Origin of the sequence: Agrobacterium sp. CCNWLW32, assembly GCF_037083425.1 — a bacterium.
Classification (GTDB): Bacteria; Pseudomonadota; Alphaproteobacteria; order Rhizobiales; family Rhizobiaceae; genus Agrobacterium; species Agrobacterium radiobacter.
Genome location: NZ_JBAOJM010000001.1, coordinates 370,867 through 387,482, shown reverse-complemented (window position 1 = coordinate 387,482; position 16,616 = coordinate 370,867). Strand labels below are relative to the sequence as shown.

General features: G+C 60.0%; 18 protein-coding genes. 11 read left to right on the top strand and 7 right to left on the bottom strand.

Annotation, left to right across the window (positions count from 1 at the left end):
• The first annotated feature begins 3 nt into the window (after positions 1-3).
• Positions 4-762, top strand: a complete 759-nt coding sequence (locus V6R85_RS02125; protein ID WP_111780898.1) for a ribonuclease T2 family protein — start codon at positions 4-6, stop codon at positions 760-762.
• Between the two features lie 112 nt (positions 763-874).
• Positions 875-1,471 (top strand): glutathione S-transferase, encoded by a 597-nt coding sequence (locus tag V6R85_RS02120; RefSeq protein ID WP_087743731.1) that lies wholly within the window; start codon positions 875-877, stop codon positions 1,469-1,471.
• 115 nt (positions 1,472-1,586) lie between these two features.
• Here the strand turns inward: V6R85_RS02120 and V6R85_RS02115 are convergent, their stop codons facing one another.
• Positions 1,587-2,243: an outer membrane protein gene (locus tag V6R85_RS02115; RefSeq protein WP_003502127.1), complete on the bottom strand. Its 657-nt coding sequence runs from the start codon at positions 2,241-2,243 to the stop codon at positions 1,587-1,589.
• 348 nt (positions 2,244-2,591) lie between these two features.
• Here V6R85_RS02115 and V6R85_RS02110 point away from each other — a divergent pair, with 348 nt between their 5' ends.
• From V6R85_RS02110 to V6R85_RS02090, 5 genes are all read left to right on the top strand, one after another.
• Positions 2,592-3,380, top strand: a complete 789-nt coding sequence (locus V6R85_RS02110) for an SDR family oxidoreductase (protein ID WP_003502126.1) — start codon at positions 2,592-2,594, stop codon at positions 3,378-3,380.
• A complete protein-coding gene (gene uvrC, locus V6R85_RS02105; protein WP_060726133.1) occupies positions 3,377-5,422 on the top strand; it encodes an excinuclease ABC subunit UvrC in 2,046 nt (681 codons plus the stop codon). The genes V6R85_RS02110 and uvrC overlap by 4 nt, the downstream gene beginning before the upstream one ends.
• Before the next feature lie 103 nt (positions 5,423-5,525).
• On the top strand, positions 5,526-6,113 hold the full coding sequence (gene pgsA, locus V6R85_RS02100) for a CDP-diacylglycerol--glycerol-3-phosphate 3-phosphatidyltransferase (RefSeq protein WP_003502124.1): 588 nt from the start codon (positions 5,526-5,528) through the stop codon (positions 6,111-6,113).
• Positions 6,113-6,367, top strand: coding sequence for a molybdopterin converting factor subunit 1 (gene moaD / locus V6R85_RS02095; RefSeq protein WP_031234579.1), 255 nt, complete (start codon positions 6,113-6,115; stop codon positions 6,365-6,367). The genes pgsA and moaD overlap by 1 nt, the downstream gene beginning before the upstream one ends.
• A gap of 4 nt (positions 6,368-6,371) precedes the next feature.
• Entirely contained in the window at positions 6,372-6,827 is a 456-nt protein-coding gene (locus tag V6R85_RS02090) for a molybdenum cofactor biosynthesis protein MoaE (protein ID WP_111834282.1), read from the top strand.
• A 61-nt stretch (positions 6,828-6,888) separates the two neighbouring features.
• On the opposite strand, the gene V6R85_RS02085 is transcribed toward V6R85_RS02090, so the two are convergent.
• Positions 6,889-7,785 carry a branched-chain amino acid ABC transporter permease gene (locus V6R85_RS02085; protein WP_099085504.1) on the bottom strand — a complete coding sequence of 299 codons (897 nt, stop codon included), beginning with the start codon at positions 7,783-7,785 and terminating at the stop codon, positions 6,889-6,891.
• Between the two features lie 52 nt (positions 7,786-7,837).
• Between V6R85_RS02085 and V6R85_RS02080 the strand changes: the two genes are divergently transcribed.
• Both V6R85_RS02080 and V6R85_RS02075 read left to right on the top strand, forming a co-directional pair.
• Positions 7,838-8,398: a CGNR zinc finger domain-containing protein gene (locus tag V6R85_RS02080; protein WP_020813538.1), complete on the top strand. Its 561-nt coding sequence runs from the start codon at positions 7,838-7,840 to the stop codon at positions 8,396-8,398.
• The gene (locus V6R85_RS02075) at positions 8,395-8,907 is read left to right on the top strand and encodes a hypothetical protein (protein WP_111834281.1); all 513 of its coding nucleotides are present in this window, start codon (positions 8,395-8,397) and stop codon (positions 8,905-8,907) included. The genes V6R85_RS02080 and V6R85_RS02075 overlap by 4 nt, the downstream gene beginning before the upstream one ends.
• A 206-nt stretch (positions 8,908-9,113) precedes the next feature.
• Here V6R85_RS02075 and ndk read toward each other — a convergent pair whose 3' ends face one another.
• Both ndk and V6R85_RS02065 read right to left on the bottom strand, forming a co-directional pair.
• Positions 9,114-9,536 (bottom strand): nucleoside-diphosphate kinase, encoded by a 423-nt coding sequence (ndk, locus tag V6R85_RS02070; RefSeq protein WP_003502118.1) that lies wholly within the window; start codon positions 9,534-9,536, stop codon positions 9,114-9,116.
• Between the two features lie 103 nt (positions 9,537-9,639).
• Positions 9,640-10,335, bottom strand: coding sequence for a glutathione S-transferase family protein (locus tag V6R85_RS02065; protein ID WP_026363455.1), 696 nt, complete (start codon positions 10,333-10,335; stop codon positions 9,640-9,642).
• A gap of 237 nt (positions 10,336-10,572) precedes the next feature.
• On the opposite strand from V6R85_RS02065, the gene V6R85_RS02060 reads away from it, so the two are divergent.
• Both V6R85_RS02060 and V6R85_RS02055 read left to right on the top strand, forming a co-directional pair.
• Positions 10,573-11,619: a GGDEF domain-containing protein gene (locus V6R85_RS02060; RefSeq protein ID WP_162694788.1), complete on the top strand. Its 1,047-nt coding sequence runs from the start codon at positions 10,573-10,575 to the stop codon at positions 11,617-11,619.
• Between the two features lie 69 nt (positions 11,620-11,688).
• Positions 11,689-13,572, top strand: a complete 1,884-nt coding sequence (locus V6R85_RS02055; protein ID WP_003502110.1) for an ABC-F family ATP-binding cassette domain-containing protein — start codon at positions 11,689-11,691, stop codon at positions 13,570-13,572.
• A 59-nt stretch (positions 13,573-13,631) separates the two neighbouring features.
• Here the strand turns inward: V6R85_RS02055 and V6R85_RS02050 are convergent, their stop codons facing one another.
• From V6R85_RS02050 to V6R85_RS02040, 3 genes are all read right to left on the bottom strand, one after another.
• Positions 13,632-14,114, bottom strand: coding sequence for a GlcG/HbpS family heme-binding protein (locus tag V6R85_RS02050; protein WP_003502109.1), 483 nt, complete (start codon positions 14,112-14,114; stop codon positions 13,632-13,634).
• 88 nt (positions 14,115-14,202) lie between these two features.
• Entirely contained in the window at positions 14,203-14,811 is a 609-nt protein-coding gene (locus tag V6R85_RS02045; protein ID WP_060724035.1) for a response regulator transcription factor, read from the bottom strand.
• A complete protein-coding gene (locus tag V6R85_RS02040) occupies positions 14,808-16,514 on the bottom strand; it encodes a sensor histidine kinase (protein ID WP_111834280.1) in 1,707 nt (568 codons plus the stop codon). The genes V6R85_RS02045 and V6R85_RS02040 overlap by 4 nt, the downstream gene beginning before the upstream one ends.
• Positions 16,515-16,616: the final 102 nt, after the last annotated feature.

Below are 16,616 nucleotides of genomic sequence, written 5' to 3'. Positions count from 1 at the left end.
GGAATGAAACGTTACGCAGGTTTCATCGCCTTGGGTCTTCTATCGCTTGCGGCGCTGTGGTTTGCACAGGAAAAACCCGCCCCGAAAGGACCCGTGAACGATCAGCAGGCGCAAGCCTCGCCGCAATCCGCGGGACACCCGCAGCAAGAGACACCACGGAGAAATACGGGCAATAATCCGGCACCTCGCGGAACGGGTTTCGATTTCTACGTGCTTTCCTTGTCCTGGTCTCCGGCCTTCTGCGCCAGTTCCGAAGGCTCGGGTAACCGTCAGCAATGCGGCAGCGACAGGCGTTACGGTTTCGTCGCGCACGGGCTTTGGCCGCAGAACGAAAACGGCTATCCCGAATTCTGCCGAAGCAGCGAGCCTGAGCGTGTTCCTGACGCGATCGGCCGCAGTATGTTCGATATCATGCCGTCTATGGGCCTTATCGGCCACCAGTGGCGCAAGCACGGCTCCTGCTCCGGCCTGTCGCAGAGGGATTATTTCTCGGCAACGCGGGCCGCCTTCGAGGCCGTCCGGCTGCCGGAAAAGATCGCCTCGGGCGCCGCGGCCTCCACACTGTCCGCCGACGCCATAGAAAACGCTTTCACCGACGCCAATCCGGGCCTGTCGAAACGTGGCATCTCCATCAGCTGCGACGGCAAACGCCTTGAGGAAGTACGCATCTGCCTCAACCGGGACATGACGTTCCGCGATTGCCCCGAGCTTGACCGCAAGGGCTGCCGCGCCAACGCCGCAGAAATCATCCCCATTCGCTAGAGCGCATCGAATGCGCTCTATTTCTCGTCTGTACACATTTTCCAGACATAAAACCGCTATCCAGTTTTACTGAATACTCCAGTCCCCAGACGACAACCCATAGGACCTGACCATGGAACTGCTTTACTCGCCCGCCTCCCCCTACTCCGCCAAGGTGCGCATGGCCGCCCGCCATCTCGGCATCGACATCACCTCGGTACGCGTCGACACCAATGCCGAGCCCGCAACGCTGATGGACAACAATCCGCTCGGCAAGATTCCCGTCCTGCTTCTGGATGGAGGCGGCTCGGTCTATGACAGCGTGGCGATCATGCACTATCTCGACCGTCTTTCAGGCGGCAAGCTCTACCCGAAAAAGAACGGCAAGCGCACGGATGTGGAAATTCTGGAGGCGCTGTGCGACGGCATCATGGATTGCCTGCTTGCCATCGTTTACGAGCGCCGTTTCCGCCCGGAAGACAAGATCCATCAGCCCTGGATCGACAAGCAGTGGAGCAAGGTGGTACGCGGACTTGATTACCTCAACGCCAACCTGCCCAAAACCGGCAAGAAGCTGCATGGCGGCCATTTCGCCCTTGCGGCGATGATCGGTTATCTCGACCTGCGTTTTGCCGGCGAATGGGCCGAAGGGCGCGATGCGCTGGCCGCCTGGCCTGAAACCTTCGGCAAGCGTTTCGAAGCCTACACGGAAATGAAGGCCGCCGCCTGAGGTTAGCGAAAGAACAATGCCCGGCCTGATCGCCGGGCATTTATTTCGGCGGTATGCCACAAAACAAAAAGCCGGGGCATAAACCCCGGCTTTTCTTTAACCGATCCAAAAAGGATCAGAACTTGACGCCGATACCGGCCTTGACCGAGTGATCGTCGAAACCACGCGAGAACGCGCCGGAGTCGAGACCGTAGTCCTTCTTCTGGTAGTCGCTGTAGCGATATTCCAGACGGGCGGTGATGTTATCGGTCACCATGGCTTCTACACCGGCACCGACAGTGTAACCGAGGGCGGTGGCGCTGTCCTTGGAGGTCGCGTCACGTACCTTGTTGTCGGAGACGGCAAGACCAGCCGTACCGTAAAGCAGGAACGGGTTCATGTCGTAACCAACGCGGCCGCGCAGCGAGCCGTTGACGCCCTGCTTGCCTTCGATGGCGTTGCCGGCAACCGTACCGGCAGAACCCTTCTCGTCGCCGAGGTTGACGTCTGCTTCGGCGCCGTAAACGATCTGGCCGCTCTGCATGTTGTAACCACCGTACAGACCGCCGCCGAAGCCCTTGGCGTCACGGCCGTCATTGCTGGAGCTGAAACGGCCCCAGTCATAGTTGACCGTACCACCGAGGTAAGCGCCGGACCAATCCTTGACCGGTGCGGGCTGGTCGTAGGACACCGGTGCCTGCGGCACTTCATTTACGGCGTCAGCGGCGTGAGCAGCCGAAAAGCCGGCGGCTGCCATGGTCGAAGCCATAAGGGTTGCTACGAAAATACGCATGCTATTCTCCTTTCAGGACCGCTCTGCACTCAAAACATTGTTTTCAGACGCGGCATAATTCGTCGGGTTAATCGCCCCTCTGGAAACTGAACTTGATGGGAGAATGCGGAGATCAAAGAGCCAAAATGTGAATTGTTTGGGGCAGAGGCGTGACTAGAATTAGACGTTGCCTAATTGCCACAAGGGTTTTATTAACCATAACAGAAGCCTAACCAGCAATAGATCGCCTTTAAACTTAGTTATATTCAAATTAAACCGAAATTGCATTGTGAATAAAAAATCGCCCAATTCTTTTGGGGCTGACGGACAGCTTGCGATTTGCATTTATATCCAGCAAATAGGGCTGAGATGAGCAAATGCAGGTCCGCCGTGAAAGAAAATATACCGAAGACAGTCTTGATAACGGGGGCCGCCCGCCGGCTTGGGCGGGCAATCGCCACCGATCTGGCCGCCCATGGCTTCGCGATCGCCGTCCATGCCAATGAATCGATGGCGCAGGCCGAGGAATTCGCTAACGAAATAAGGCAAAAAGGCGGCAAAGCCGTTGCCGTCCAGGCGGATCTGACACAGTCCGGGCCCACTTCTGGGCTCATCGAACAGGCTTCTTCGGCGCTGGGACCTATCGGCGTCGTTATCAATAATGCATCGGTTTTTCTGGACGACTCGGCGGATAAACCCGATCCCGCGATCTTCGACGCGCATTTCGCCGTGCATGTGCGGGCCCCTTCACTCATCGCCGCCGCCTTTGTCGAACAATTGCCTGCCGACAATTCCGGGCTGATCGTCAATATCATCGACCAGCGCGTGCTTGCCCTCACGCCGCGTTTTTATTCCTACACACTTTCTAAATCCGCCCTGTGGACGGCCACGCGGACGATGGCGCAGAGCTTCGCACCGCGCGTGCGGGTCAATGCCATCGGGCCGGGTCCTACCTTCAAAAGCGAAAGACAGACGCCCGAGGACTTTCAGGCGCAGATCGACGGCCTTATATTAAAGCGAGGTCCCGCACCGGATGAGTTCGGGCGAACGATTCGCTTTCTTTTCGACACGCCGTCGGTCACCGGACAAATGATCGCGCTCGACGGCGGCCAGCACCTCGGCTGGGAAACCCCTGACGTGGCGGAGATAAATGAATGAACGGAAAGAAGCTGCCTGATGGCGGTATTCTCTTCGATGAAACCGACGACGAAGACGACGATGCAAACCTTGCCGCACCGGAAGCGGCCGAGGCTCCGCGCGACGTTGCCGGCATGGATTGGAATGCAGGCTGGAAGAACGAATCCGGCCTGAAGGGCATGGATCTGATCGGCGAATTCGTCAAACACCTGCCGAACTCGCCGGGTGTCTATCGCATGTTCAACGATGCGGGCGACGTACTTTACGTCGGCAAGGCGCGCTCGCTGAAGAAGCGCGTCGGCAATTACGCGCAGGGCCGCGTGCATTCCAACCGCATCGCCCAGATGGTGCGTTTCACCACCCATATGGAATTCGTCACCACCCGCACGGAGACGGAAGCGCTTCTGCTGGAAGCGAATCTGATCAAGCGTTTGCGGCCGCGCTTTAATGTGCTTTTGCGAGACGACAAATCGTTTCCCTATATTCTCATCACCGCCGACAACCGCGCACCGGCGATTTTCAAACACCGTGGCGCCCGGGCGCGCAAGGGCGACTATTTCGGCCCCTTTGCGTCGGCTGGCGCGGTCGGCCGCACGATCAATTCACTGCAGCGCGCCTTTTTGATCCGCACCTGCACCGACAGCGTGTTCGAGACCCGCACGCGCCCCTGTCTTCTTTACCAGATCAAGCGCTGTTCCGGCCCCTGCACGCATGAGGTCAGCGATCAGGGGTATGCGGAACTCGTCAAGGAAGCCAAGGATTTCCTGTCCGGCAAGAGCCAGAGCGTCAAGACCGCGATTGCGCGGCAGATGAACGAGGCGGCCGAAGACCTCGATTTCGAGCGGGCCGCCGTCTATCGCGACCGGCTGGCCGCACTTTCCCATGTCCAGAGCCATCAGGGCATCAACCCGGCTGGCATCGAGGAAGCGGATGTTTTCGCCATCCACCATGAGGGCGGCATCTCCTGCATTCAGGTATTCTTTTTCCGCACCGGCCAGAACTGGGGCAACCGCGCCTATTTCCCGAAGGCCGATCCTTCCCTGCCCGGCTCGGAAATTCTCAACGCGTTTCTGGCGCAGTTTTACGACGACAAGCCCGTGCCGAAACAGATCCTGCTTTCCGAAACGGTGGAGGAGCAGGAACTGCTGGCCGCCGCTCTCGGTGAAAAGGCGGGACACAAGGTCACGATCAGCGTGCCGCAGCGCGGTGAGAAGAAGGACATTACCGACCACGTGCTTGCCAATGCCCGCGAGGCGCATGGCCGCAAGCTGGCGGAAACCTCGTCCCAGGCGCGGCTGCTGAAGGGTTTTGCGGAAACCTTCGGCCTTTCCTATGTGCCGCGACGGATCGAGATTTACGACAACTCGCATATCATGGGCACCAATGCCGTGGGCGGCATGGTGGTGGCGGGGCCGGAAGGTTTCGTGAAGAACCAGTACCGCAAGTTCAACATCAAATCGACCGACATCACCCCCGGCGATGACTTCGGCATGATGCGTGAGGTGATGACCCGCCGTTTCTCCCGTCTGTTGAAGGAAGAAGGCAAGCCCGACCGCGAGCGGACACCGACACCGGAGGAAGCGGCCGACATGCCCTTCCCCGCCTGGCCGGATGTGATCCTGATCGACGGCGGCCAAGGCCAGATGACGGCGGTGCGCGCCATTCTCGACGAACTCGGCATTCGCGACTGTGTGACGGCCATCGGCGTCGCCAAGGGTGTGGACCGCGAGGCGGGCCGCGAGCGCTTCTTCGCGGACGGGCGCAGCGATTTCTCGCTGCCGCCGCGCGATCCCGTGCTTTATTTCATCCAGCGCATGCGCGACGAAGCGCACCGTTTTGCCATCGGCTCGCACCGGGCGCGGCGCAAGAAGGAAATGGTGCGCAATCCGCTGGATGAAATTTCGGGAATCGGGCCGGGCCGCAAACGCTCCCTGCTGCAGCATTTCGGCACGGCCAAGGCGGTTTCCCGCGCCGGTCTCAACGATTTGATGGCTGTCAGCGGTATTTCCGAGACGGTGGCGCGACAAATCTATAATCACTTCCACGAGAGCGGCAGTGATTGATACCGCGACGTCGTGGCGAACTGCTAAAAAAACATAATCACATGTTGACGCTATGCCCTAGCGGCGGCATCAAGGCAGCTGATCTTAGACTGACAGGTTTCCCATGGCTTCGCGCGCATATAGCATTCCCAACCTTCTCACCTATGGCCGCATCCTCGCGGTTCCTGTCATTGTTCTTTGCTTTTTCATCGAAGGAAAGCTGGAAAGCTCGGATTTCGCGCGCTGGACAGCCTTGTGGCTGTTTATCATCGCGTCGCTGACCGATTTCCTCGATGGTTATCTGGCGCGTATCTGGAACCAGACGTCGAATATCGGCCGCATGCTGGATCCGATTGCCGACAAGCTGCTGGTCGCCTCCGTGCTGCTCCTGATGGCGGCTGATGGCACCATTGCCGGCTGGTCGCTCTGGGCGGCCATCACCATTCTCTGCCGTGAAATTCTGGTCTCCGGCCTGCGCGAATATCTGGCAGCACTGAAGGTCAGTGTTCCCGTTACCCGCATCGCCAAATGGAAGACCACCATCCAGATGGTGGCCATCGCCTTTCTGCTTGCGGGTCCTGCGGGCGACAAGGTTCTGCCCTACACGACCGAGATGGGAATTACGCTTCTCTGGCTCGCCGCGGCACTCACCATGTATACCGGTTATGATTATTTCAAGGCCGGCCTCAAGCACATCGTGGACGAAGAATGATGGCACGGATCGTTTATTTCGCCTGGGTGCGCGAGAAGATCGGCACGGATGAAGAAGAGCTGGATATCCCCTCCTCCGTCACCACGGCCGGCGAGCTGATCGCCTGGCTTGCGACACGCGGCGAAAATTACGAAGCCGCCTTCGAGTTTCCCAATGTGATCCGTGTTGCCGTCAATCAGGAACATGTCGAGCATGACGAAAGCATTGTCGGCGCACGCGAGATCGGCATTTTCCCACCGATGACGGGGGGATGAGCGGATGCAGCCGACAGTCCGCGTCCAGGCACAGGATTTCGATGCTGCGGAAGAAACCCGCCGGCTGACGGAAAGTGACAGGAGCATCGGCGCGGTGGTGGCCTTCACCGGGCTCTGCCGGGATGATGGCGGCACACTCGCGGCGCTGGAGCTAGAACATTATCCCGGCATGGCGGAAGCGGAAATAACCCGCATTGCCAAACTTGCCATGGAGCGTTTCGGCCTGCTTGGCCTCACCGCCATCCATCGCCACGGCAAGATCGCCACCGGCGAAAATATCGTCCTCGTCATTGCAACCTCGTCTCATCGACAGGCGGCCTTTGATGGCGCCAATTTCGTGATGGACTATCTCAAGACATCCGCCCCGTTCTGGAAAAAGGAACATGGCAGGGATGGCTCGACGGGCGACTGGGTTGCAGCAAAGACAACCGATGATACGGCCAAGGACAAGTGGCGATAGTGCTTGTTCTTTTCTCGCATTTCCGGATGGACAACCGACGTCCACTTTTTCCGGAGATGCTCTAGGGCGCTTCAACCCTGCTGCGCATGATGATCAGCCAGCCGACCAGCATCGCCAGAACCGCTGCGTCGCGCCAGGCGGCCGGGCCGTAACCGACCCAGAAAGTTTCCGCAAAACCAACGGCGGCGGCCCCAAGGCCGCAGATGAGCGGGCTGGCATAACCGCCCGCCGCTGAAATCAGCACCACCTTCAGTCCAAAGACCAGACCGGCCCCGAAATCCATGGTGCCGTAATAAAAAGTGGCCAGCACACCGGCGATGGCGGCGACGAGGCCCGCCGCGCAATAGGACAGCAGAAATATCCTGCCCGCATTCACCCCGCATAAAGCGGCGGCAAAAGCATCGTCCGACACCGCCTTCCAACGCCTGCCGAAAGCGGAAAGGCTGAGATAAAACGACCCCGCGAGAATGAGCAGGCAGAACGCCGCCGTGTTCAGCATCTGCATCGGTGTCAGGGTTACGGCAAATCCCCCGTCGGCCCAGAAACGCACCGGCTCAGACAGAAGCGGCGGCAGCCATAACTGCCTTGTGTCGGCGACCAGCCTCGCGCTTTCCGTGAGGGCGATCAGCACGCCGACCGAGGCGACGGTCACCGCATTGGGAGAGGCTTTCGCCAGCGGCCGCATCACCGCCCTGCCGACAAAACCCGCCGCCCATAGCCCACCGAACACACCCGCCCCTGCCCCGAGCGCAAGTGTTGCCGGCAGAACCAGCCACAGCCGGTTCCAGCCGAAATCGGCAAACAGCAGGCAGGTCTGACCGGCAAAGGCGAATATGGCGCCATAGGTGACATCGGCGCGTCTGGTGACCGAAAAGGCGATGGCATAGCCAAAGGCCAGAACCGCATAAAGCGAGGCGACCGGCACGGCATTCAGCAATTGTTGCAGGAAATAGGCCAAGCGCGTCCTCCCGCCATTATTATAACTGTTAAAACCTGTTTTGATAGTTATAATGTGCGATATGACCTTTCGCTGGACAGAACATCGTTTCGCAGGCGGCGCATTGGCGCTGGATGTCGCCAATAGCGTGATCCTGCGCTCGGAGGCGGCAAAATCAGTCGACCGTTTTGCTGTGCCGGCGCAGATCGCTGCCTTTGCCGAAGCGGCGACAAGGCTCGGTGCGGAGCGCCACAGGTTTCCCACGCTCATCGCGCCCGAAGCGGAAAGGCGGCCGATTTTTCTAGAGCTTCGCGAGGCTGTCGACGATTATTTCCGCACGTCCATCAGCGGCAGCGGCGATGGCGACGGCAAACTAGCCGGGCTTCTTTTCGCCTGCGGCACGGCGCTGCGGACGTTTCCGCTTGCCGAAAGCCTCGGCAATGCCACCGCCCATTCCGCCCTCTCGCTACTTGCGGGCGAGACGCAGGAACGGCTGCGCATCTGCGGCAATTGCGGCTGGCTGTTTATCGATCGCAGCAAGAACAAGAGCCGCATCTGGTGCGATATGGCGGTGTGCGGCAACCGGCAGAAAGCCAACCGGCACTATCACCGGAAAAAGGAGGCGCGGACATGAAAGGAATCGCCCTTCCATTGCTGGCGATTGCAGGGATGCTCGCCCTTTCCGGCTGCCAACGGGACGAACCGCGTGAGGTGGCGAAGATTTCCGGCCGGATGTTTGTGTTTAACTACCGCGTGGCCATCGCCACCTATCTGGTGACCCTTCAGCGCATCGCCCCCATTCGCGACGGCAGCACCATTGAGGCGACGTTCGAGAACCCGCGCGGTGGTCCAGACCTCACCAGCCGCGAGAAGATTTTTCCGAAAGACGAAAAGATCACGGTTCAGAGCCCACCGGTGGAATGCGTGAAGCAGGACCGGCCCTATAAGGTCACCATCCGTATCAAAGGGCCGGAAGGCGACATTCTCCAGACCATCGAAACAGCGATCCGTTCCGACACCGACCAGTCACTTCTGCCCGCCAAGCCGCTGGTGGTTGGCCCGCTTTATACGCCCAATCCTGAGGTGTTCAAACCGGATGGCACGACGGATATGCGGCCGGTTCAGGATTGTCCGGCGTCGTAGGGACTGACGGAATGAATGACGTGAAGGCGTCCCATCCCTCATTCCTGTGCTCGTCACAGGGATGAGGAAGGTGGGAATGGCTGCAGCCTAACCCTTTACCCCTATCAAAACAAAAAAACGGAGCCTTTCGGCTCCGTTTCCTCGAGTCTTTTCAGCAGCTTCACGTAATCGCCTGCAACAGCGATTCAAGCCGTTGAGATTTTGAATCAGCCGACGATTTCGGTTTCGGCGAACCAGTAGGCGATTTCCTGTGCAGCGGTTTCCGGAGCGTCGGACCCGTGAACGGAGTTTTCGCCGATGGAGAGCGCGAAGCTCTTGCGGATGGTGCCTTCCGCAGCCTGGGCCGGGTTGGTGGCGCCCATGATTTCGCGGTTCTTGAGGATGGCGTTTTCGCCTTCCAGAACCTGAACGATGGTCGGGCCGGAGGTCATGCCTTCAACGAGTTCGCCGAAGAAGGGACGCTCTTTGTGAACGGCGTAGAAGCCTTCGGCTTCGCGCTTGCTCATCCAGACGCGCTTGGAGGCGACGATGCGCAGACCGTTGTCTTCAAATACCTTGGTGATCGCGCCCGTGAGGTTACGCTTGGTTGCGTCCGGCTTGATCATCGAAAATGTGCGTTCAATCGCCATGTGTCCGTTTCCTTTTCCTTCAGAGAAAGTGGGCGGTCTTTACCCGCCCAAAGGCCCGAAAACAAGGGGGATCAACGAGATTGCGACTGTCACCGCAGACATTTCACGCCGCTGTCACACTGCGGCCTCTCGCATCATAGAGATCGAGGCAGCCTTCGAACCAGTCCCGCACCGGATCGTTATCGGCAAACAGATCCAGCCCAGTGGTGATCCGCGCCCATTGCAGCGCGCCGAACACGATGTAATCCGCAAAGAGCGGCGACGTACCGCCGATGAAAGGCTGGAAGCTCAGCATACGCCGGATCGGTGCGAGCAATGCCGGAAATGCTGCGATCTCCGCCTCGCGGTTCGCCACCACGTCCTCGAGCGGACGGCCGAGCGCTTTCGTGCGGCTATCGCGGAAATAATGGCGATCCGGCTCATCCAGCATATTGTGGATATCGAGCACGGCAATGCGGACGATGGCGGGGTGAAGCACCGTCTGCGACCAGCTTTCGACGAAACGGGCCATTGCCTTGCCACCCTCGCCGTTAAACAGCGAGGGGCGCTCCGGGTAAGTCTCGTCAAGATAAAGCGCAATTTCGAAACTGTCGCTCACCAGTTCGTCACCATCGCGCAGGATGGGCACGGTCTTCGAAAAACCATCCTCCACCGTGGGGATCACCGTAAAAGGCAAAGGCCTTTCCTCGAAATCCAGCCCCTTATGCGCCAGCGAAAGCACGGTTTTCCAGCAATGGGGAGAAAATGGCCGGGAAGTGTCGCTTCCGCATAGCGAATAGAGCGTTCTGGAAGTCGTCATGGGCTGCCCCTCTTCTGCAACATCGATGAAGCGATATAAAAACGGTCGCCACCCGAAATCAAATCAGGATTTGTCATATTATCGATCAAGGTGCGCCAATGCGGATTCATGCTTCGTGACGGCAAAATTCCCTTCTGGGTTTATTCTATTTTAAACCGTTGCTTGTAAGAATAGCGCCGTTCAACAATCGGTTATCGCCGGTCTATTCATAATAATCCATTGGTATTGGGGCTGTCAGTGACGACATCGGCGGGCGATAAAAAACGCGAGCATGCAAGAAGTGCACTTGTCGTTACCAAAATCACGCAGTTCATCGCCAAGATGAACATTGCGCCTTTGCCGCGCAATTACGAATTGATCTATGAAATATTGTCTGGACACAACCCGGCCATGGGCCGCGACATTCTCGCGCTCGGCAACGCGCCGCAGCAGCATGAAATCGACCTCATCGGCCAGCGGCACAATCTGCCCGGTTTTTCGCGGATCGAGGCGGAACAGATGGCAAGCGAAGCCTTCGAGACACTGACGCAGATTTCCGTGCGACTGGATGCGAGCCTTGAACGCACTGAAACCTTTCTGGGCAGCCTTGAGCAGGACGAAGATGGCGAGCCGCCCGCAACGGAGCGTTTCGTGGAGTTGCTGGGTGATATTCGCGAGGAACAGACAAGCCTTCGGCATTTCATCGCCATGGGGCTGGTGAAAATCCGCGAGGTTGAAAGGAACCGCGCGGAGCTTCAGGCCGCGTCGCTGCGCGATGCGCTGACGGCATTGCCAAACCGAGCCGCCTTTCTCGAAAAGCTTGGCGCTCTTTTCGCGAAGGACCGGGCTGCATCCGCCACCTCGCTGGTGCTGCTGGATATCGACCATTTCCGGGAAATCAACGGCAAATATGGCTCGTCTGCAGGCAACAAGGCATTGCGACGTCTCGCCGCCCTGTTTCGCAAGACCATCAAGAAGGACGATTTCGTCGCCCGTATCGGTGGCGATGAATTTGCCTTTCTGTTTGCCGGCGTGCCGCAAAACACGGCCGAGGCCATTGCCGAGCGGCTGCGGCAGAGCGTGGAGGCATTGCGCTTCGCAACCACTGGCGGCGATGGCGAACATCTGACGGTTTCGATCGGCGTCGCGGAAGTGGATGGCACCGCCACGCCGGCCGAGTTTTTCGGCCATGCGGAACTCGCCCTTCTTTCGGCCCGCTGCGGCGCGCGCAACTGCGTCGTCGGTTATTCGCGGGAGGTGTCGCAGCACAGCCGCAGCAGCTATCTGGCGCAACTCGGCTCCTGAGACAGCATTCTCTCATGGTGTGGCGCGGGCGCTCTTGCCTTGGCCAGACAGTTCGGCCAAAACGGCGCCATGATTACGATTACCGATCTTTCCGCCCGCATCGCCGGGCGTCTGCTTCTTGACCATGCCAGCGTGACGCTTCCCGCCGGCGTGAAGGCGGGCCTTGTTGGCCGCAACGGCGCCGGCAAATCCACTCTGTTCCGGGTCATCACCGGCGATTTTTCGGCTGAAAGCGGTTCGGTGACGATCCCGAAGATGGCGCGCATCGGCCAGGTCGCGCAGGAAGCGCCGGGCACCGAGGAATCGCTGATTTCCATCGTGCTTTCCGCCGACAAGGAACGCAGCGCGCTTCTCGCCGAGGCGGAAACCGCAACCGATCCGCATCGTATCGCGGAAATCCAGATGCGGCTTGTCGACATCGACGCCCATTCGGCCGAAGCGCGCGCGTCAAGCATTCTTGCCGGTCTCGGTTTTGATCACGAGGCGCAGCTTCGCCCCGCCTCCTCCTTCTCCGGCGGCTGGCGCATGCGGGTGGCGCTTGCGTCGGTGCTGTTTGCCGAACCCGACCTTTTGCTGCTCGACGAGCCGACCAACTATCTCGACCTCGAAGGCACGCTCTGGCTGGAAGATTACATCAGGCGTTATCCGCATACCGTCATCATCATCAGCCATGATCGCGATCTTCTCAACAACGCCGTCAATTCCATCGTGCATCTGGACCAGAAGAAGCTGACCTTCTATCGCGGTGGTTACGACCAGTTCGAGCGGCAGAAGGCCGAGGCCGACGAATTACAGATGAAGGCGAAGGTAAAGAACGACGCCGCCCGCAAACATCTGCAAAGCTTCATCGACCGTTTCCGCGCCAAGGCGACAAAAGCGCGACAGGCGCAGAGCCGCATCAAGGCGCTGGAGCGCATGGGCACCGTCGCCGCCGTGATCGAGGATCACGTCCAGCCGATCACCTTCCCCGAGCCGGAAAAGCAGCCGGCCTCGCCCATCGTCGCCATCAATGGTGGTGCTGTGGGTTACGAGCCGGGAAAATCCATCCTGAAGCAGCTCAATCTGCGGATCGACAATGACGATCGCATCGCGCTGCTCGGCTCGAACGGCAACGGCAAATCGACCTTTGCGAAATTCATCTCCGGCCGTCTTGCGCCGCAGGCGGGCGATCTTCGTGTCGCGCCCGGCATGAAGATCGGCTTCTTCGCGCAGCACCAGCTCGATGACCTCGTGCCGGATGAAACCCCGGTCGAGCATGTGCGCAAGTTGATGCCGCTGGCGCCCGAAGCGCAGGTGCGCTCCCGCGTGGCCCAGATGGGACTTGCGACGGAAAAGATGGCGACGGCGGCGAAGGATCTGTCCGGTGGCGAGAAAGCTCGCCTGCTGATGGGGCTTGCGGCCTTCCATGCGCCGAACCTGCTGATCCTCGACGAACCGACCAACCACCTCGACATCGACAGCCGCCGCGCGCTGATCGAGGCGCTGAATGATTATAGCGGTGCGGTCATCCTCATTTCGCACGACCGCCACCTCATCGAGGCGACGGTGGACAGGCTGTGGCTGGTCGCCGACGGCACGGTCAAGACCTTCGAAGGCGACATGGAGGAATATCGCGATCTCGTCGTTTCCTCCGGCAGGAAGAAGGAAGACAAGACCGAGGCCGCTGCCGATCAGGCGTCGAAGGCGGATCAGCGCAAGGCCAACGCAGAAAAGCGCGCCCAGCTTGCGCCGCTCAAGAAAAAGATTAACGAAATCGAGTCCCTGACGGCAAAGCTTGAGAAACTGATTCAGTCGCTCGACACCGAACTGGCTGACCCGGCGCTATACGAAAAAGCCCCTGCCAAGGCCGCGCAGAAAGTCAAAGAGCGTGGCGAAGCCGCTTCCAGGCTTTCGGATGCGGAGGAGCAATGGCTGATGCTTTCCAGTGAATACGAGGATGCGATGGCGGGTTGATGTGCGACAGCGCAGAGCCGGCGGCCTCTTGCGAAGCCGCCGTATCGCATTGACGCAGTTTACTTCGCGCCGATCGTGTTGAGACCTTCACGGGCGCATTCGGCATCGATCGCGCCCGATGGTGCGCCGCCGACACCGATACCGCCGACCAGGGCGTCGCCGATCTTGATCGGCAGGCCGCCGGCCTGGATGACCATGCGCTCATCCATGTTGCGAAGGCCATCATTGGCGGGCTTGGAGGCGATGAATTCCGCGATCTCGCCAATATCACGGCCGAGCGATGCGGCGGCAAAGGCCTTGCCGGTTGCGCTGGAGACCGTGTGCGGACCGGATCCATCCGCCTTCAGCACAATCTTGGTGGCGCCATCGCGGGCGACGATGGCAACGGTGACGGCGCTGCCCTTGGCGGAGCAAGCCTGAAGCGCTGCCTTGGCTGCCTTTTCCGCCATTTCGAGCGGCAGATAGGGCGCGGTCGGCAGCGTCTGCGCCAATGCGGCCGAAGGAGCGATCAGGGCGGAAGCGATGAGAAGGGTGCGGATCATGGAAAGTCCTCTTGCTTGATGAGGACTGCAGCTTAAGCGGATGGCGCTCGGCCGCGAATCCGTAAGACTTGCCGGCTGCTCGGTAGTTCTACCGATCCGCACCGGCTTCCAGCCAGAGCCTTGTCATTTCCGCCTGCGAGGTGGTGCCGAGCTTGAGGCCGATGGCGGCACGATGGCTGTCCACCGTGCGCGGCGAAAGGCCAAGCCCGTCGGCGATCTGGCGCGTGGTGAAACCGAGTGCAATGCGCTCGAGTATTTCCCGCTCCCGCGCGGTCAGGAGCGATAAAAGCGCCATCGTCTCCGCCTGCAGCGCTTTTGCATCGAGCGTGCGGGTCAATATCCGGTGAGCCTTCTGGATCGCGTCGATGAGATCCTGCTCATCCACGGGCTTGGAGAGAAAATCCACCGCGCCGTTGTGAAAGGCCCGGCGGCAGGCTTCGATATTGCCGTGACCGGAAATGATGATGACAGGCCAGTCGATCCCCTCTTCCGTCAGCTTCTCCTGCAGCTTCAATCCGGTGATAGCAGGCATGCGGATATCGAAGATGAGGCAGCCCGGTTCGAGCGCGGATAGCTGGCCGAGAAATACCACCGGATCGGCAAAGCCCTTCGCCTTGATGCCGACGGTGGACAGGAGCAGGATCAGCGCCTTGCGCACGGCGTCATCATCATCAACGAGATAAACGGGCAGCGTCATGGGTTCTGTGCCTCCGCTGCAACCGGGAGGACAACGCGGAAAAGCGCGCCATTCTCACTCTCGACATAAAGGATTTCACCGCCGGCGCGCTCCACCAGCCGCTGGCTGAGGGCAAGTCCCAGACCCATGCCGTTCGTTTTCGTGGTGGCGAAAGGCGTAAACAGCCGGTCGCGCAGGCCCGGTGCGACGCCGGGGCCGTTATCGGCAACCTCGAGAACGGCGAAATCACCGCTCCGGCTCAATCTGGCGGTGATGGCGCGCCTGCCTTCAATGGCAGTGAGCGCATCAAGCGCGTTGCGCAGCAGATTGAACATGACCTGTTCTATTTCGACGGGATCAACCCGCACCAAAAGCGGAACATCGGGCATGGCGATGTCGATGCTGGCCTCATGCCGGGCCGCTTCGCCGGCAAGCAGCGCATCGACATTGCGCAGAGCCGCGCGCAGATCATGCGCCGCCACCGGCTTGCGGTGCGGCAGCGACCAGTTGCGAAACCGGTCGAGCATATTGGCGGCGCATCGCGCCTGATCGATCATATCGTCGAGAGCACCGGAAAGGGCCGTGACATCCTGACGGGCAAGCAGCCGCCGTCCGGCCTGCGCCTGTGCCAATATCGCCGTCAGAGGCTGGGTCAGCTCATGGGCAAGACCGCTTGCCATTTCTCCGAGTGCATTGACCCGCGAAGCATGGGTGAGCCTCGCCTCCATGCCGCTCAGTTCGGCCCGTCTTTCGGCGGCGCGCATGCGCGTCCTCTGTCTTGCCATGACAGTGCCGAGCAGGAAAACGATGCTCGCGCCGGCCATGCCCGCCAACAGGGCGCGGCCGGGTAAAAGATCGCGCCAGGTGATCGAGAGCGCGACTTCGAGCATAAGCGGCTGGGTAGCGCTGCTCAGTTGCCGGACATATTGCGGTGCTTCCGGTAGCGAGGGCGGGCCGAACAGGACTGTACCGTCAGGCATTTTGAGGCGGATCACCGCCTGTTTCGCCGACCAGAACGGAGCATCGGACGCCAGAAGCCGCGCGGCATCGACGGCAAGCACCAGCACTTTCGAGGCCGTCTCGTTATTGGGGCTGCGCTTGACGATCATGTAATGGCCGGGCCTGAGACCGCTCGCCACCAGGGCGGGCCGGCCGGTAAAGACCGATGCCGCCTTGCGGATCGCCGCTGCCAGCTCGTTTTCCAGCGATCGGGTGCCTATGACAGGCCCCGCCTCACTGAGGGAAACCAGCTGAACCTCATCGATGCGCGGGTAAAATTGCAGAATGGGCGCGGCAACATCGAGCAGCAGGCCGTAATCCGCCCCCTGCTCCGCCTGCGCCACCGCCGAAAGCGCCGTCACATGGGCATCATGCTGATCGGCCCGGCGGGATGCCTCTGCCTGCAACGCGTCGCTCTCTCGCCCCAGCTCGCCGAGCAGGCTGACATATTGATAAGCCGCCAAAGCGGAAATGACGGCCGCCATGAACAGTGCCCAGACCAGAAACAACCTGAGAAAAGGCCATCCTGAAAGCGGCTGCGGATTGTCCGCCGTAGGCCGGTCGCCTGATACGGCATGGGCGGCCGCGCGAAGCGAGCGGCCGGCGCCACCCTCGCCCTTGGCCGATTCATTCGGCAAGTGCTGAGCCGGCTTTCCGGGCATGTCGTTCCATGCGTCATTGTTTTCAAGCATCGGCTCGCCCGCATGACCTTTAAAAAGGATCATGACATTCGTTCATCAAAGGAGTTTCTCAGCACAGACCGGGAAAACATTCAATGCAGCAGTCGCCGAATTCCCTTTGATGGCCATTGGCCGCAGCAAGGGCCC

What these genes read in the sequence shown, in the direction of transcription:
- V6R85_RS02125 (WP_111780898.1), top strand. Translation starts at nt 4, where the DNA reads ATGAAACGTTACGCAGGTTTCATCGCCTTGGGTCTTCTATCGCTTGCG.
- V6R85_RS02120 (WP_087743731.1), top strand. Translation starts at nt 875, where the DNA reads ATGGAACTGCTTTACTCGCCCGCCTCCCCCTACTCCGCCAAGGTGCGC.
- V6R85_RS02115 (WP_003502127.1), bottom strand. Translation starts at nt 2,243, where the DNA reads ATGCGTATTTTCGTAGCAACCCTTATGGCTTCGACCATGGCAGCCGCC.
- V6R85_RS02110 (WP_003502126.1), top strand. Translation starts at nt 2,592, where the DNA reads ATGAGCAAATGCAGGTCCGCCGTGAAAGAAAATATACCGAAGACAGTC.
- uvrC (WP_060726133.1), top strand. Translation starts at nt 3,377, where the DNA reads ATGAACGGAAAGAAGCTGCCTGATGGCGGTATTCTCTTCGATGAAACC.
- pgsA (WP_003502124.1), top strand. Translation starts at nt 5,526, where the DNA reads ATGGCTTCGCGCGCATATAGCATTCCCAACCTTCTCACCTATGGCCGC.
- moaD (WP_031234579.1), top strand. Translation starts at nt 6,113, where the DNA reads ATGGCACGGATCGTTTATTTCGCCTGGGTGCGCGAGAAGATCGGCACG.
- V6R85_RS02090 (WP_111834282.1), top strand. Translation starts at nt 6,372, where the DNA reads ATGCAGCCGACAGTCCGCGTCCAGGCACAGGATTTCGATGCTGCGGAA.
- V6R85_RS02080 (WP_020813538.1), top strand. Translation starts at nt 7,838, where the DNA reads ATGTGCGATATGACCTTTCGCTGGACAGAACATCGTTTCGCAGGCGGC.
- V6R85_RS02075 (WP_111834281.1), top strand. Translation starts at nt 8,395, where the DNA reads ATGAAAGGAATCGCCCTTCCATTGCTGGCGATTGCAGGGATGCTCGCC.
- ndk (WP_003502118.1), bottom strand. Translation starts at nt 9,536, where the DNA reads ATGGCGATTGAACGCACATTTTCGATGATCAAGCCGGACGCAACCAAG.
- V6R85_RS02065 (WP_026363455.1), bottom strand. Translation starts at nt 10,335, where the DNA reads ATGACGACTTCCAGAACGCTCTATTCGCTATGCGGAAGCGACACTTCC.
- V6R85_RS02055 (WP_003502110.1), top strand. Translation starts at nt 11,689, where the DNA reads ATGATTACGATTACCGATCTTTCCGCCCGCATCGCCGGGCGTCTGCTT.
- V6R85_RS02050 (WP_003502109.1), bottom strand. Translation starts at nt 14,114, where the DNA reads ATGATCCGCACCCTTCTCATCGCTTCCGCCCTGATCGCTCCTTCGGCC.
- V6R85_RS02045 (WP_060724035.1), bottom strand. Translation starts at nt 14,811, where the DNA reads ATGACGCTGCCCGTTTATCTCGTTGATGATGATGACGCCGTGCGCAAG.
- V6R85_RS02040 (WP_111834280.1), bottom strand. Translation starts at nt 16,514, where the DNA reads ATGATCCTTTTTAAAGGTCATGCGGGCGAGCCGATGCTTGAAAACAAT.